Source organism: Burkholderia sp. Bp8998 (assembly GCF_003854235.1).
GTDB lineage: Bacteria > Pseudomonadota > Gammaproteobacteria > Burkholderiales > Burkholderiaceae > Burkholderia.
The window spans coordinates 1-15,453 of the sequence record NZ_QTQF01000060.1; the positions used below are offsets into that span (position 1 = coordinate 1).

At 65.3% G+C, this 15,453-nt stretch carries 9 protein-coding genes and 2 pseudogenes; 4 read left to right on the forward strand and 7 right to left on the reverse strand.

The genetic code is table 11. From position 1 onward, the window contains the following. Nucleotides 1–1,599: 1,599 nt before the first annotated feature. The 4 genes and pseudogenes from DIE06_RS34750 to DIE06_RS34765 all read right to left on the reverse strand — a co-directional run bounded on the left by DIE06_RS34750 (nt 1,600) and on the right by DIE06_RS34765 (nt 6,822). Nucleotides 1,600–2,160: an imm11 family protein gene (locus tag DIE06_RS34750; RefSeq protein WP_124665287.1), complete on the reverse strand. Its 561-nt coding sequence runs from the start codon at nt 2,158–2,160 to the stop codon at nt 1,600–1,602. A 6-nt stretch (nt 2,161–2,166) separates the two neighbouring features. After that, a pseudogene (locus DIE06_RS34755) lies at nt 2,167–5,339 on the reverse strand (RHS repeat-associated core domain-containing protein); the annotation flags it as partial. Continuing rightward, nucleotides 5,338–5,619: pseudogene (locus tag DIE06_RS39295) on the reverse strand (type VI secretion system tip protein VgrG); the annotation flags it as partial. The pseudogenes DIE06_RS34755 and DIE06_RS39295, both read right to left, overlap by 2 nt. A gap of 147 nt (nt 5,620–5,766) precedes the next feature. Continuing rightward, entirely contained in the window at nt 5,767–6,822 is a 1,056-nt protein-coding gene (locus DIE06_RS34765) for a type VI secretion system baseplate subunit TssF (protein WP_260433872.1), read from the reverse strand. A 382-nt stretch (nt 6,823–7,204) separates the two neighbouring features. On the opposite strand from DIE06_RS34765, the gene msrB reads away from it, so the two are divergent. The 4 genes from msrB to DIE06_RS34785 all read left to right on the forward strand — a co-directional run bounded on the left by msrB (nt 7,205) and on the right by DIE06_RS34785 (nt 11,807). Then, a complete protein-coding gene (msrB, locus tag DIE06_RS34770) occupies nt 7,205–7,738 on the forward strand; it encodes a peptide-methionine (R)-S-oxide reductase MsrB (protein ID WP_124665288.1) in 534 nt (177 codons plus the stop codon). Between the two features lie 37 nt (nt 7,739–7,775). Continuing rightward, nucleotides 7,776–9,668, forward strand: a complete 1,893-nt coding sequence (locus DIE06_RS34775; protein ID WP_124665289.1) for a cytochrome c biogenesis protein DipZ — start codon at nt 7,776–7,778, stop codon at nt 9,666–9,668. A 69-nt stretch (nt 9,669–9,737) separates the two neighbouring features. After that, complete coding sequence (gene msrA / locus DIE06_RS34780; protein ID WP_124665290.1) at nt 9,738–10,481, forward strand: peptide-methionine (S)-S-oxide reductase MsrA; 744 nt, start codon at nt 9,738–9,740, stop codon at nt 10,479–10,481. 219 nt (nt 10,482–10,700) lie between these two features. Next, nucleotides 10,701–11,807, forward strand: a complete 1,107-nt coding sequence (locus DIE06_RS34785; RefSeq protein ID WP_124665291.1) for an aromatic ring-hydroxylating dioxygenase subunit alpha — start codon at nt 10,701–10,703, stop codon at nt 11,805–11,807. Between the two features lie 28 nt (nt 11,808–11,835). On the opposite strand, the gene DIE06_RS34790 is transcribed toward DIE06_RS34785, so the two are convergent. The 3 genes from DIE06_RS34790 to hydA all read right to left on the reverse strand — a co-directional run bounded on the left by DIE06_RS34790 (nt 11,836) and on the right by hydA (nt 15,418). Beyond that, nucleotides 11,836–12,225 carry a cytidine deaminase gene (locus DIE06_RS34790; RefSeq protein WP_124665292.1) on the reverse strand — a complete coding sequence of 130 codons (390 nt, stop codon included), beginning with the start codon at nt 12,223–12,225 and terminating at the stop codon, nt 11,836–11,838. A gap of 127 nt (nt 12,226–12,352) precedes the next feature. Further along, nucleotides 12,353–13,669, reverse strand: a complete 1,317-nt coding sequence (deoA, locus tag DIE06_RS34795; protein ID WP_124665293.1) for a thymidine phosphorylase — start codon at nt 13,667–13,669, stop codon at nt 12,353–12,355. 291 nt (nt 13,670–13,960) lie between these two features. Then, a complete protein-coding gene (hydA, locus tag DIE06_RS34805) occupies nt 13,961–15,418 on the reverse strand; it encodes a dihydropyrimidinase (protein ID WP_124665294.1) in 1,458 nt (485 codons plus the stop codon). Between the last annotated feature and the right edge of the window lie 35 nt (nt 15,419–15,453).

Genomic DNA, 15,453 nt, shown 5'->3' on the forward strand with positions numbered 1-15,453 from the left:
GTTCGGAGAGCGATTTATGCAGGCGCGCGGATAACGCGTTGTTCAACCGCCTCACCCACAAAAATGCGGACAGGTTCCAGTGCCCTTGTTCTCGAATGAGCATCGTTCGTCTCTGATTCCATACGATCACACCAGAGCATAACAAAACAGCACGTCATGAACGATTGATCGACGGCTCATGTCCGATCGCGTCATTGTCCGCCAAAAACGTCCTCGCTGAGCTGAAGCGCGCTGGCGCGTCGCACACCTGGCTGAGAGGCTTACTTCCCGACCGCTTCATGTCGCCGCTTGCGGCGAGTCCTTTCGGTTGTCGTGATGCTAATGAAATAACACCGAGCACACCAGTGGCCACGTCGAATCGTATTCGGTGTAGCGAGCCATCGATGGCCCTGGGCACATTCCCACTCAAGTCTGGTTGCGCTATTCACATAGGTCGTCGAGACGCACTTCCCACCACGCTCGAGCGCAATGCTTTTCATCAGCTCGAGCCCGAGCCTGGACCCGTCGCGGCTGCACACTGGGCACCAATGCCCCCGAACAACTGCCCCGGGCGCAGCCTCCCAGCGATGGCCGTGTTCGCACTCCCATTTCAGCCGCGTCGCCGCGTTTCGGTATGTTTCGGACAAGCACCGCCCGCCGAGTTCCCTCGCCCGCAGGCGCATGCGCTCGATCCCAAAGCGCATTGCCTCCCGCTGACACTCCGGGCACCAAGCGCCACGAAAGATTCTCGCGCCTTGCGTTTCCCACTCGTGGTCTGCACCACATCGGAACCGATAGTAGGCCTTGCTGCCCTCGTAGACCTTCGAGAGACAGACCCCACCATGGCTCCTCGCTCGTTCACGTAACCTTGCCAGGCCGTCCTTGTGACGATATGCGTGTACCTTCTCTCGGTCCGCGCAAATGCGGCACCAGGCGCCCCGCACGATCTCACTACCGGAAGTCTCCCATTCATGTCCAGCAGCACACCGGAAACGATAGCGCTCTGTCAGTTTCGTGTAGCCGGTCGACAAACACTTGCCGCCTCTCGCGTTTGCGGCCCCTCGCATGCGCGTCATCCCGTCCGGATCGGCCATGCGTTTCGAATGTTGCGCCCTCGCGCAGAGCACGCACCAAGAGCCCTTTCGCAGATTCTCGGCGGTCTTTTCGAACACGTGCCCGGCCTTACATACAAACTGGAGTGGTGTGCCGCGGCCCGCATACTGCTCCGAAAGGCAGCGCCCGCCGGCCTGCCGCGCGAGTTGGTGGATCTGACGAAGTATCTCGTCAACGCGACATGCCGGACACTGGGCCATCGTGTAGAACAGATAGGAGCCGCATCGGCTGGATTCGTGTCCCTTGCGACATCGAAATCGATACTGCGCGTGCCGACCTTTCCATTCTGATTCCAGCAACTTCAGTCCGTATGGACGAAGTGCCTCTCGCATTCGCTTCAACTGATCGAGTGACAACGTTGCTGCTCCGCTAAATTCCTATCGTGGGCCTACCCCCGCATAGAGGCCGAGAAGTCGACCACCCCAACGTTTGATTTTCACACGTTACTCTCGTGAAATCGCGGCCACCCGTGCCATGCCCTGACCAATCAACGAAAGTCGCGAAATCCTACTTCTCAGATTGCGAAATGACCTCTCCGAACTCGAACCCTTTTAACTTATTTTGCTCCACAAGCTCCCTAAAACGCTCGGATACAAATACTGTAGCAGGGCTTTCTTTTAGGCGAAATATATCAACCCCCTCGACGCGACTCTTCAGAAGAAATATTTTATTAAAAACCGTCGCCTGAGGGTAGACTTTGAATTTTGACGCATCCATATCGACAGCGTTCTCTACCACCCGGGTTACATGAAATCCAAACATGTCTTTTATCGGGGCCTCGACCTGCAATATCTCCCCGCTGTCACGAAGTACCGGCGCCAATACATCAAGCGCCCTCTGACTAAACACGAGAAACGGAGATAGCATCGTATGAACGTCGCTGGTCTTTTTTCTGCGCGAAGTGCCCCACGTAAGCTTAACGGGGTCATAATCTTGACCAAACCCTCGTCCGCATAGAGCGGTTGCTCGTATAGCTACGCTCTCGTCATATGCGATTTCACCGTCATCATCGCCTTGGACGAGCGGCTGAAATGCCTCATCCTGCCTCATGCCATAAATATTACCCATATAGCCTCACAATTCAGAAAGAACGGACTTCCATGGCGTGTCTCTGGATGCGTTCTGCAGCGTTTCTCTTATCGCTTGCAACTGGTCAAGAACAGCTTCCTTGCCACCCAGATCGGCCTTTTGCAGAAGTTGGTTGACTTTCTGGAAATAAACATCAGGATGTTTCCCGTTATGCAATATACCGCCAAGATTGTCGGCATTATTCCTATTAGGCAAAAACACCCCATTCAATTCAGAGTCAACGTCAATACCGTATTTGCTCAAAATAGCACGCGCAGGGGCAGCTTGCTTCGAAGTATCGCCAACGATATGGTGCGCGGCAGAGTTGGCCGGGCGAGTTATGCCCGACTTCTCCATATTGTTACTCAGCTTGACTGAACACCAACCCCATGGGTCGGTCCATTGCTGCGAATTCGGGCCATAGGCATATAAATTTCCGCCGCCGTATAGCCCAATCGGATCCTGATTGATAAACCGTCCCACGTCCGGATCATAGAACCGGAACGTGTTGTAGTGTAGGCCCGTACTTTCGTCGGCATACTGACCGGCATAGCGCAGCGGCTGATCCGTCCGCGCGGTTGCGAGCTGCCGCTTGCTCGGCTCGACTTTGCCCCATGCCGTGTATTGCCCCGCCCACGCCAGTTCGCCTGCCTCGTTGGTGACCTCTTGCGGCGCCCCTGCCAGATCCGTATGGAAGTGGTAGATCCGCGACGCGCGCTTCGCCGTATCGATCGCGGCCGCGGCGAGGGCCTCCGCGATCGCCGCATCGACGCGGGCCGCTGGTGAATACGGATCATCAGGGCTGTACACATAGCTGCTCACGCCAGTCTCGCGCACCTCCTGCGCGAGGCGCAAGCCTTCCCATACGAACCGTTTCGTCTCGCTGCGCAGTTTCACTCCACGCACGTCGAAAGTGGTATCGGTCTTCGAAATACGCCGGCCCAGCGAATCGTAATGGAAGCGCGTTTCGACCGCGCCACGCGCGTCCTGCGTGCGCACAGCGATCAGCCGATCCTGCCCATCGTAAGTGAAGCGCTGCTGCTGGTTGGCTCCGCGAAGCTTCGTCGCCAGATTGCCGAACGGATCGTATTCGAAGCGGATGTCCTGCCACATCCGCAGACGATTGCCTTCGACGTATCCGCGACTCTTGCCCTGTGCGCCGTCGAGCATATTGCCAGCGGCATCCCAAGCAAATTCCTCGAGCTCGCGATCCATGGTGTTCACACGACGTGTCAGCTGTCCGGCCGGATCGTAGCTGTACTGCGTGCTGCCACGCAGGCAGTCGCTGGTCTCGATCAGTTCGCCTGCCGCGTCGTAGCCGTAGTTACGCCACAACTGCCCGCGCCCTCGACCGAGTGCGTCCGGTTGGAAGCCAGCGGACTGCCAGACTCTTCGGCCAAGCGGATCGTAGGCAAAACGCTGAGTCAGCCTTCCCTGCGTTCTCGCGATCTCGCGATGCAAGTCGTCACGCTCGAAGTCGCTCACCACCTGATCACCGCAACGGATCTGATGAACGTGACCGGAGCCATAACGCAGCATCTGTAGCGTCTGATCGTTGGGCAGCGCAAGCGATATCACGTTGCCCAGTTCATCAAGGTCGTATTCAACGTCGCCATTCGCACCGTGCTCGGCGACAAGACGACCAACCTTGTCGTACTCGAAACGCACCACGTCCGCCGTGATGCCGAGTGCTGTACCGGCGGCCGTCGGTGTACGTTCGACCTTCACCAGTTGGTCATTCTTGTTACGCTCGTAACGTGTAACGTCGGTCGGCGTATGCTGGACCTTCAGGTTACCCATCCGGTCGCGTTCGAATCGAATCGTACGGATCGGACGAGCCGCCGTCGCATGACGGTCCGGCGAGCCCACGATGTCCACAGCAAGCAATTCTCCGCCTTCGCCATACTCGAATCGCCGCTGGACACCATCGGGCCTCGTTTCGGTCAACAGACGGCCGCCGGCGCTGTACGTGAACACGTAGCGTGCGTGGCCTGCTGGAGTTCGCGCAGGCGCCCCGCTACGTCATAGTGATAGCGGGTCCGTCGTCCGGCAGGATCGATCGCTTCGACAAGTTGACCGCGGGCATTGCGCAGTGACTGTTGCATCCGGCCTCCGAGGCCGACATGCCGCACGACGAGCCCAGCCGCGTCGTATTCGAAGGTCTCCGTGCTGCCATCGGGATACGTGATGCGACGTGGCTCGCCGGTCGGACGTATGTCATATGCGACGCGCTGCCCCAGGGCGTTCTCCCGCGCAAGCGGCAGTCCAAACGCGTCGAAACTGCTGCGCGTGGTTTTACCAGAGCAGTCCGTATAGGCAACCAACTCTCCGAGACGATTCCACTCGAGCGTCTTGCGTCCACCACGCGCGTCGATATGTGCGATCGGCAACGCAGTCAATCCCTTCGGATACTCGTAGCGATTCTCATGGCCAAGCGGATCCTTGGTCGACAGCAACCGGCCTTGTGGATCGTATTCCGCGCGCCAAGCGCCGCCATCGGCGCCGAAAACTTCCACGGGCCGCATGCTGTTGCCGTCGTAACGAGTGCGAGTCGTACGGCCCAGAGGATCCGTCTCGGCGACGATCCGGCCCGCGTCGTCGTACTCGAACTCTGCCGCGCGCTCTCCCGGTAGCATCAGCATCACGGGCATGCCGGCGTCGTTGTATTTGATTCGGTAAAAGCCGCCTTCGAGATCGGTGTACTCGACAATCTGAAACTGTGCGTCGAAGCGCCAGTGCGCGGTGCGACCATCGGCGTACCGAACGCGAGTTTGACGGCCTTCGATGTCGTATTCGAGCGTCGCGTCCTCGCCTTCGCTGGTGCGTGTCGCGACAACCCGCGGCTGCCCTTCGATCGTCGACCACACGTAACTCGACGTGAAACCCAGTGCGTTCACATGACTCGCCATCAGGCCGTTGGTATATGCGAACTGGCGCACGACCGCCCCATTTGCATCCGTCACCGACGCCAGTTGGCCGTTCTCATCGTATCCATAAGCGACGGCCAGCCGGCGCTCATTGCCATGAACGAGCGTGACCGCGCTAAGCCGTCCGTGTTCCTGCTCGTAATCGAGCACGGCATTCAATCCGCCGCACGTCAGAATCTCGGTGACGCGGCCGCGGCTGTCGCGCTCGAACTGGCACCACTGACCCGCCTGATCCTCGATGCGGCGCACCCACGTATCGATTTAGCTGAGTCAGTCGAGCAACGCCGCCGGCCGCATTGTTGAGCGCGTCCGCAATCGCGGCCGGCGTCTTGTTCATCAGCGAGAAACCGGTCTGCGCGAGCCGGACGGCGCGTTGCACGGTGTCGATATGACTTGCGACGCCGGCGAGCGGGCCAATCTGGCCTGCTACCGTGGACGCAACCGGCCCGGCAAGGCCGCCGAGCGCGCTCAGCGAGCCGAACGGATTCCCGCCGGAACCAGCCGGAATACCGCCATTCGGGGCGAAACTCATTTGAATTCCCTTTATTTTCGCCTCATGTTCTGTCCCCAATTGGCTCACCAACTTGAGGCCTCGCTACTGTAGGACAAAACGTTTGCCAGCGAAAGCTACCTGAAATTCCTTTGCAATTTCCCTGCTGATACCCTTTCCACCGGCCAATCAAATAAGTGGTTGGGTGCCGGCGCAGGGTTCACCGCGTCGCAATACCGCACCGGTCTCCGCCGAGACCAAGACGATTTGCACGAAGCTGGTGACAGGAACGTACGGGGAAAATAGTCGATCCATCACGCGCCCCAATCCGGCGAGACTGAATTGGACGAAACGCGGCTCGTCAATCACGAGCCGGATCTCCAATCCTTGGACGAACGCTGAAGCGGGCTTGCCTGGCATCCAGCGCCGCGCCCGTTCAGTCGAGAGGGATACGAGCGCGTCGAATCGCCGCCCGGCGTCGGGGGCAAACTTGCCGAATCGGATGCACAACCGCTTGAATTCATTGAGGCCTTCGGCGTTCAGCCGCACTGCCTGCGGGACCAGCCACGACAGCAATTCCCACAGCTCGCCGCGGCGAAGCAACGGCGCGGGACTCGCGCTGGGCTGAGCCAATAACTCGATCTCGTCACCGGAGTCCCCGTCGCGCACGGCCAACTGGCTCTCGCGCATGCCTGCCAGGTTGCCATTGGTGCAAGACAGCACGATGTCGAGTTGGTGCTGTGCGGCGGGATCAACGGGCTCGCCGCGAGCGTTCACAAGCGCGAGCTCCAAGCCACGCAACCCGTCTGCGCGCGCTCCGGTTGCCTGTCCGCGCAGCGCTTCCTGTCCCGGCTTGGCGGGCTCGGCAGGTGGCTTCGGCGCGCGCCGGGCTTCGTCGCGCAAAACAACCCAATACAGGCCTGGCGCTGCGCCAAACGCGTGCTGCAAAGACGCGAAGGGCGGCAAAATCGCGGTGCCCCGGGCGGTCGTTATGCGAACCTGATCAACTGACCACACCTCGGTCGTAGCTGCGGTCTTGAGCGAAAACGGTTTCAGCGGATAGTACGCTTGCCCGGCCTTCGTTTCGACCGGCTCCGCATTGCTCGAGAACAAGTTAACTACTGGTATGCAAAATAGCCGGAGATTGTCGGGCGACGCTGCGACCAGCCGTTGAGCGCGACGTGAGTCCGGATGGATGCCGGCAAGGGCCAAATGCAACGTGATCCGGCGCGCGCCAACCGCCACACGCGCACCACGCGTCGGGCACGCCAGCTTGCAAACTCATCCGTCTATCAATGCGCATCAGACGCTCGGTGTGATTCGCGACCGCAGTCAAACAACGCTCGTTTCCCAGTCCGATCTGATCGGTAAGCCAAAGTCCGGATTCACCACGCAACTCTACGAACACTAAAAAAACACTAAAAATCGCGGCGCGAACAGGTGCTCGATAGATATCGGCGGCTCACCGCTCGAAGGCCCTTGCCAGTTGGAGCTTCGACGGATTCCACCGCACCCCCGCGGAACTTCCCAGACGTCACGAAACCTTTAACTTTCCGTGAGGACTTCGACACCGCCCCCTGCCTACTCTGTGCGCATGTTTTCAGCACCTGCTTCCAGGAGCCTCGCCATGCCCACCCGCAGAAACCTGCTGTTCGCCGGCGCCACCGGCCTCGCCGCACTCGCAGCGCTGTCGTCAGCCGGCCGCCGCGCGCTGGTCGGCCGTGCATTTGCCGCCCAGCCCGCCGCCGGCGCACAACCCGCCAGCCGCTTCGAAATCACCCGCAGCGACGCCGACTGGCGCCGCCGCCTCACGCCCGCCCAATACACGGTGCTGCGCGACGCCGGCACCGAGCCGCCGTACAGCAGCCCGCTGAACGACGAGCACCGCCGCGGCACGTTCGCGTGCGCCGGCTGCGACCTCGCGCTGTTCTCGTCGAGCACCAAGTTCGACAGCCACACCGGCTGGCCGAGCTTCTGGAAGCCGCTCGACCACGCGGTCGCGACCGAGGCCGATGCGTCGTACGGAATGGCGCGCATCGAAGTGCACTGCCGCCGCTGCGGCGGCCATCTCGGCCACGTGTTCGACGACGGCCCGCCGCCCACCGGCCTGCGCTACTGCATGAACGGGCTCGCGCTCGCCTTCCACCCGGCCGCCGCCTGACGGGCCGCCCCCTTCCTGAACGACCGGAGACTGCTCCATGCTGCTCATCGTCCTCGCCTATCTCGGCGGCGTGCTCACGATCCTGAGCCCGTGCATCCTGCCCGTGCTGCCGTTCGTGTTCGCGCGCGCCGACCAGCCGTTCGTGCGTACCGGCCTGCCGTTGCTGATCGGCATGGCGCTCACGTTCGCCGTCGTCGCGACGCTTGCCGCCGTCGGCGGCGGCTGGGTCGCGCAGGCCAACCAGGCCGGCCGCTGGCTCGCCATCGTACTGCTCGCGGTATTCGGCCTGACGCTGCTGCTGCCGCGCTTCGCCGAACACCTGACGCGCCCGCTCGTCGCGGCCGGCAACCGGCTCACCGGCTTCGCGCAGCGCGACGGCCGCCCGGCCGGCCCGGTGTCGTCGCTGCTGCTCGGCGTCGCGACCGGCCTGCTGTGGGCGCCGTGCGCGGGCCCGATCCTCGGGCTCGTGCTGACCGGTGCCGCGCTGCGCGGCGCGAGCGTCGGCACGACGCTGCTGCTGGTCGCGTATGCGGCCGGAGCGGCGACGTCGCTCGGCGTCGCGCTCGTGATCGGCGGCAAGGTATTCGCCGCGATGAAGCGCTCGCTCGGGGCCGGCGAATGGATCCGGCGCGGGATCGGCGCGGCGCTGCTGGCCGGTGTCGGCGCGATCGCGCTCGGCCTCGACACGGGGGCGCTCGCCCAGCTGTCGACCGTCACGACGGGCGGTCTCGAGACGAAGCTCGTCGACCGGCTCGGCGGGCGCTCGAATGGCGCTTCGACGGCGACGTCCGCGACGGGCGCGACGTCCGCAACGGGCAACGCCGGCAGCGGCAACGGCGGCACGGCGAGCGGTGGCGCGATGATGGCCGCGACGTCCGACGGTGCGCCGGCGGCCGGCAGCGCGATGATGCGCGCCGTCGGCACGACGCCCGCGCTGCAGGCGCCGGCCGCGCTGCCGGTCGAAGGCACGCTGCCGTCGCTCGACGGCGCCGTGCAGTGGCTGAACTCGCCGCCGCTGACCACGGCCGGCCTGCGCGGCAAGGTCGTGCTCGTCGATTTCTGGACGTACTCGTGCATCAACTGCCTGCGCACGCTGCCGTACACGACCGCCTGGGCGCGCAAGTACGCGCCGTACGGGCTCGTCGTGATCGGCGTGCACGCACCGGAGTTCGCGTTCGAGCGCGACATCGGCAACGTGAAGAAGGCCATGCACGACCTCGGCATCGACTACCCGGTCGCGATCGACAACGGCTATGCGATCTGGCGCGCATTCGGCAACGAATACTGGCCCGCGCACTACTTCGTCGACGCGCAAGGGCGGATCCGCCACCACCACTTCGGCGAAGGCGAATACGCGCAGTCGGAACGCGCGATCCAGTCGCTGCTCGCCGAGGCCGGCCATCCGGAAGCGCTGAACGTGCCGCTCGGGCTTGCCGGCGCGCCCGCGAAGGGCGCGCTCGCAGCAGCGGACAGCGCGGACGTCCGCTCGCCGGAAACCTATGTCGGCTATGCGCGCGCGGACGACTTCACGTCGCCCGGCGGCGTGGTGCGCGACGCGGCACACCGTTACGACGCGCCCGCGCACCCCGACCTGAACGACTGGGGCCTCGCCGGCACGTGGCAGGTCGGCGCCGAGCGCGCGACGCTCGCCGCGCCGGCCGGCAGGATCGTCTACCGCTTTCATGCGCGCGACCTGCACCTCGTGCTTGGCCCGGGCGCGAACGGCAAGCCGGTGCGCTTTCGCGTGACGCTCGACGGTGCGGCGCCCGGTGCGGCACACGGCGCGGACGTCGATGCGCAGGGTTACGGCACCGTCACCGGCCAACGCCTGTACCAGCTCGTCCGGCAGCCGGGCGCGATCGCCAACCGCACGTTCTCGATCGAGTTTCTCGATCCCGGCGTCGATGCCTATGCGTTCACGTTTGGTTGAACGCGGACGCAGTCACGCGCGCCGCCGCCCGACCACCGTCTTCCGTCCCGCATTCAGAAGGAGCAAATCATGATCTCGACCTCCCCTCCCGATTCCGCACCGCGGCGGCGGGCGGCCATGCTGCGCCGCATCGGCGCGATCGCCATCGCGGCCGCCGCCGTGTTCGGCTACCAGCGCGTCGTCAGTTCCGCGGAACCGATGCGCACCGTGCCCGCGCCGACGCTCGACGAAACCCCGGGCGCATCCCACGAGGAAACGGCCGTGCTTGCCGGCGGCTGCTTCTGGGGCGTGCAAGGCGTGTTCGAGCACGTGAAGGGCGTGAAGCAGGTCACGGCCGGCTACGCGGGCGGCGCATCCGAAACCGCACACTACGCGCTGGTCGGCACCGGGCTGACGGGCCATGCGGAATCGGTACGCATCGTCTACGACCCGACACAGGTCACCTACGGCCGGCTGCTGCAAGTGTTCTTCTCGGTCGCGCACGACCCGACCGAACTCAACCGTCAGGGGCCCGACGAAGGGACGCAATACCGGTCCGCGATCTTCCCGACCACCGCGCAGCAACGCGCGGTCGCGACCGCGTACATCGCGCAGCTCGGCACCGCGCACACGTTCCCGGCGCCCGTCGTCACGCGCGTCGAGCCGTACAAGGGCTTCTATCCGGCTGAGGCGTATCACCAGAACTACCTCGAGCTGCATCCCGACGCGCCATACATCGCGTTCAACGACCTGCCGAAAGTCGCCGGGCTGAAGCAGCACTTCCCGGCGCTGTATCGCGCCGACGCGGTCCTGTGGCGCGACGCCGGCCTGTGACGCACCGCCGGCCGGCCAGCGACCGGCATGCGCCATGACCCGGCCGGCCCGCGCCGCCGGCCGCGTTTGCGCTGCATCAACGAAACGCATGCTGCCGCGACCGGGCAAACCCGGATCGGGTCAGCTTCACGGGCCAACTTCGCGTAGACTTCTCCAGAAGAGATTCCCGCCGCGACACGCGGCGCCCGGAACCCTTCAGCCAGCCAGGAGGCGTCACGCATGCGCGCAGTGCCTTTGCCTGACAGCAGTGCCCTCGAAGAACCGTCCGGCGGCGCGGTCGTGCGCGACCTGCGCCGCGTGCCCATCCATCCCGATCACTGGTATCCGCTCGCGTGGTCGCGCGAACTCAAGCGCGGCAAGACGCTCGGCGTGCGCTTCGCCGGCGATCCGATCGTGCTCGTGCGCACCGAGTCCGGTGCCGTGTATGCGCTCGAGGATCGTTGCGCGCACCGCCAGGTGCCGCTGCATGCGGGCGTCGTGAGCGGCGAAACGCTGCGCTGCTGCTACCACGGCTGGACCTACGCGTGCGACAGCGGCCGCTGCGTCGACGTGCCCTACCTCGGCCGCGAGCGCCTGCCCAACGGCGTGCGCGCGTACCCGTGCCGCGAGGCGTACGGGCTGATCTTCGTCTTCCCCGGCGACGCGACGCTCGCCGACGAACGCCCGTTCCCCGCGCTCGAATCGGCGGACGACCGTGCATTCAAGACGCGCCGCTTCGGCCGCGAGGTCAAGTGCCACTACTCGTTCATGCACGAGAACCTGATGGACATGAACCATCAGTTCCTGCATCGCAAGCAGATGGGGCAGATGCGCGCGCGCAGCATCGGCCGCCGGCGCGGCGACGACTGGGTCGAGGTCGACTATACGTTCGCGCGAATGGAAGGCAAGCAGCCGGTCGGCGAGGCACTCGTGTTCGGCGCCAGCAAGAAGCCGGCCGACCAGGCCGACAAGAGCGTGATGACGGTCCGCACCGGCTACCCGTACCAGACGCTGCAGATTCGCTCGAGCGAAGGCACGCTCGTGATGGACCTGTGGATCGTCTACGTGCCGCTCGACGCGGAACAGCGCACCAACCGCACGTTCGGAGTACTGTCTATCCACAAGCCTGGCATTCCGTTCGCGCTCGATCTCGCGTGGCCGCTGCTCGTCTGGTTCACCGAGCGGATCTTCCGCGAGGATCGCTGGATCGTCGAGCGCGAACAGGAAGCGCACGATCGGCAGGGCGCCGACTGGAACCACGAGGTGTTTCCGGTCATCAACGAACTGCGCGACCTGCTGCGCCAGTGCGGCGCGCGCACCGTGATCCCGATCCGCGACGGCGCGTGATGCGTGCGGCGTGCCGCGGCGCGCTCGGTTACAGGCTGAACGCGCCCGGCAGCAACGCGCGGGCCGTCGTGACCTCGACGGCCCCCTTCAGGTTGGCCAGGATCACCTCGATGTCGGGCATGCCGATCTCGATGATTACCTGACGACATGCGCCGCACGGCGCGATCGGGCCGTCCGTGTCGCCGACCACCGCGAGCCGCGTGAAATCCCCCGGACGATAGCCGGCGGCAATCGCCGCGAACATCGCCGTGCGTTCCGCGCAATTGCACAGTCCATAGGACGCGTTCTCGACGTTGCAGCCGTGAAAAATCGTCCCGTCGCGCGCCTGCAGCGCGGCGCCGACCTTGAAGCGCGAATACGGCGCATACGCGCGTTCGCGCGCCGCCTTGGCCTGTTCGATCAGTTCGTCTCGTTCCATCTCGATGATGCCTCCGGTCGTGTGCCGGGATGCATCGACACGGCGCATCCCGACCGCCACGATACGCCCGTCATGTGAAGCGGGCGCCGATACCCGCACGGTCCGCCGTGCCGGCATCGGCGCCCGGTCAGCCGATCTGCTGGTAAAGGGTCGGCGGCGCCTCGCCCGTCTCGCCCAGTACGTAGCTTTGCCGGACCTCGTCCACGGCACGTGCCGCGGCCGCGTCGTCGCTCGCATGCACGTAGCCGAGCGGCTCGCCGGCCGCGACGCGCTGCCCGATCTCCGCGAGTGCCGACAGGCCGACACGGGTGTCGATCGCATCCTCCGCGCGCGTGCGGCCGCCGCCGAGCGCGACGACCGTGAGCCCGAGCGCGCGGCACTCGACACGCTGCACCACGCCGCTCGCGGGCGCCGGAACCGGCACGATCACGTTCGCCCGCGCAAGATGACGCCAGGGCGCGTCGATCAGGTCCGCGGGGCCGCCGAGCGCCGCGACCATGCTCGCGAAGCGTTCCGCCGCCGCGCCCGAATCGAGCGCCTGCAGCAGCATCGCGCGCGCCTGTGCGACATCGCGCGCCAGCCCGCCGATGACGAGCAACTGCGCCGACAGCGCCATCGTGACGTCATGCAGGCGCGCCGGACGCGACTTGCCCGTCAGGTAGTCGATTGCACACGCCACTTCGAGCGCATTGCCCGCGCACGGCGCGAGCGACTGGTTCATGTCGGTCAGGATCGCGGTCGTCTTCATGCCCGCGCCGTTGCCGACGTCGACGATGCTGCGAGCCAGTTCGGCGGATTTCGCGGCAGTCGGCATGAACGCGCCCGAGCCGACCTTGACGTCCATCACGAGCCCGTCGAGCCCGGCCGCGAGCTTCTTCGACAGGATCGACGCGGTGATCATCGCGACCGACTCGACGGTTGCCGTCACGTCGCGAATCGCATAGATGCGCTTGTCGGCCGGCGCGAGCCGCGCGGTCTGCCCGATGATCGCGACGCCGACGTCGCGCACCGTCCGGCGAAACGCGTCCGTGTCCGGCGTCACGTCGTAGCCGGGGATCGCGCCGAGCTTGTCGAGCGTGCCGCCGGTATGGCCGAGCCCGCGCCCCGAGATCATCGGCACATAACCGCCGCATGCGGCCACCATCGGCCCGAGCATCAGCGACACGACATCGCCGACACCGCCCGTCGAATGCTTGTCGATCACCGGTCCGCCGAGATCGAGCGCACGCCAGTCGAGCACGTCGCCCGAGTCGCGCTGCGCGATCGTCAGCGCGACGCGCTCGTCGATGCTCAGGTCGTTGAAGTACACGGCCATCGCGAACGCGGCCACCTGGCCCTCGGTCACGCTGCCGTCGGTCACGCCGCGCACGAACGCGGCGATCTCGTCGCGATCGAGCGGCTGCCGGTCGCGCTTCCGGCGTATGAATTCCTGCGGGAGAAACATCGTTGCGTCTCCTCGATCGCTCGGTAGCCGCTGCGCGGCTCAGTGCAGCGAAAAGAACAGGCCGGCAATCGCCGCGCTCGTCAGGTTCGACAGGGTCGCGGCCGTCAGCGCACACAAGCCGTGCCGCGCGACTTCCGAGCGTCGCTCGGGCGCGAATTGACCGCACGGACAGGATGCGAGGGCAGCGGCGGATCCAGTTGCGGACGATCGGTGGGACGGGCTGCCCGGGAAGGAGCCGGACGCGCGCGGGGCGCGCCGCACAAACGGGCGCGCCCGCAGGTCACGCGCGAGTCAGCCGGCGCGCTCGACCGGATGCGGCTCGCGCAGCCGGTTCGCGATGCGCGCGGCCTCGTAGTAGCCGGCTGCGGGCGGCCGCTTCAGATAACGGCCCGCGCCGCGCACCGCACGGAGCTCGCCGTCGGCCCATGCGAGCGCGCCGCGCGTGAACGTGTGGGTCGCGACGCCCTGCACCGTCATCCCTTCGAACACGTTGAAGTCGACCTGCTGGTGATGGGTCTTCACCGAGATCGTCTTCGTCGCGGCCGGATCCCATACGACCAGATCGGCATCGGCGCCGACCTGCACCGCCCCCTTGCGCGGATACAGGTTGAAGATCTGCGCGGCGTTCGTCGACGTGATCCGCACGAATTCGTTCGGCGTGATGCGGCCTTGATTCACGCCGTGATGCCACAGCACCGACATGCGGTCCTCGACGCCGCCGCAGCCGTTCGGGATCTTCGTGAAGTCCTCGCGGCCCATCGCCTTCTGCGACGCGCAGAACACGCAGTGATCGGTCGCCGTCGTATGCAGCTGCCCGGCCTGCAGCCCGCGCCACAGCGCTTCGCGATGCTCGGCCGAGCGGAACGGCGGGCTCATCACGTGCGCGGCGGCCCGTGTCCAGTCGGGGTCGCGATACACGGCCTCGTCGATCACCAGATGGCCCGGCAGCACCTCGCCGAACACGCGCAGCCCTTCGCTGCGCGCACGCGTGATCGCATCGACCGCGTCCTTCGACGACACGTGCACGATGTACACGGGCACGCCGAGCACCTGCGCGATGCGGATCGCACGGTTCGCGGCCTCGCCTTCCACCTCGGGCGGCCGCGACAGCGGATGCGCCTCCGGCCCCGTCATCCCGCGCGCGAGCAACGCCTTCTGCAACTGGAACACGAGCTCGCCGTTCTCCGCGTGCACGGTCGGCAACGCGCCGAGTTCGAGCGAACGCGAGAAGCTGTTCACGAGCACCTCGTCGTCGGCCATGATCGCGTTCTTGTACGCCATGAAGTGCTTGAAGCTCGACACGCCGTGTTCGCGCACGAGCGTGCCCATGTCGCGGTGCACGCTCTCGTCCCACCACGTCACGGCCACGTGGAAGCCGTAGTCGGCGGCCGCCTTCTCGGCCCAGCCGCGCCATGCATGGAACGCGTCCATCAGCGGCTGCTTCGGGCTCGGGATCACGAAGTCGATGATGCTCGTCGTGCCGCCCGACAGCCCGGCGGCCGTGCCCGAATAGAAATCGTCGCTCGCCGTCGTGCCCATGAACGGCAGTTCCATGTGCGTATGCGGATCGATGCCGCCCGGCATCACGTACTGGTCGTGCGCATCGACCACCGTCGCGCCGGCCGGCGCGTCGATCGTCTCCGCGATCTGCAGGATCGTGCCGCCGTCCTGCGGGTCCGCGCACAGTACGTCCGCGCGATAGGTGCGGTCCGCATCGATCACCGTGCCGCCGCGAATCAGGATTGCCATGTCGTTGCCTCCTCGTTGACTGTCGGGTGCCGCAT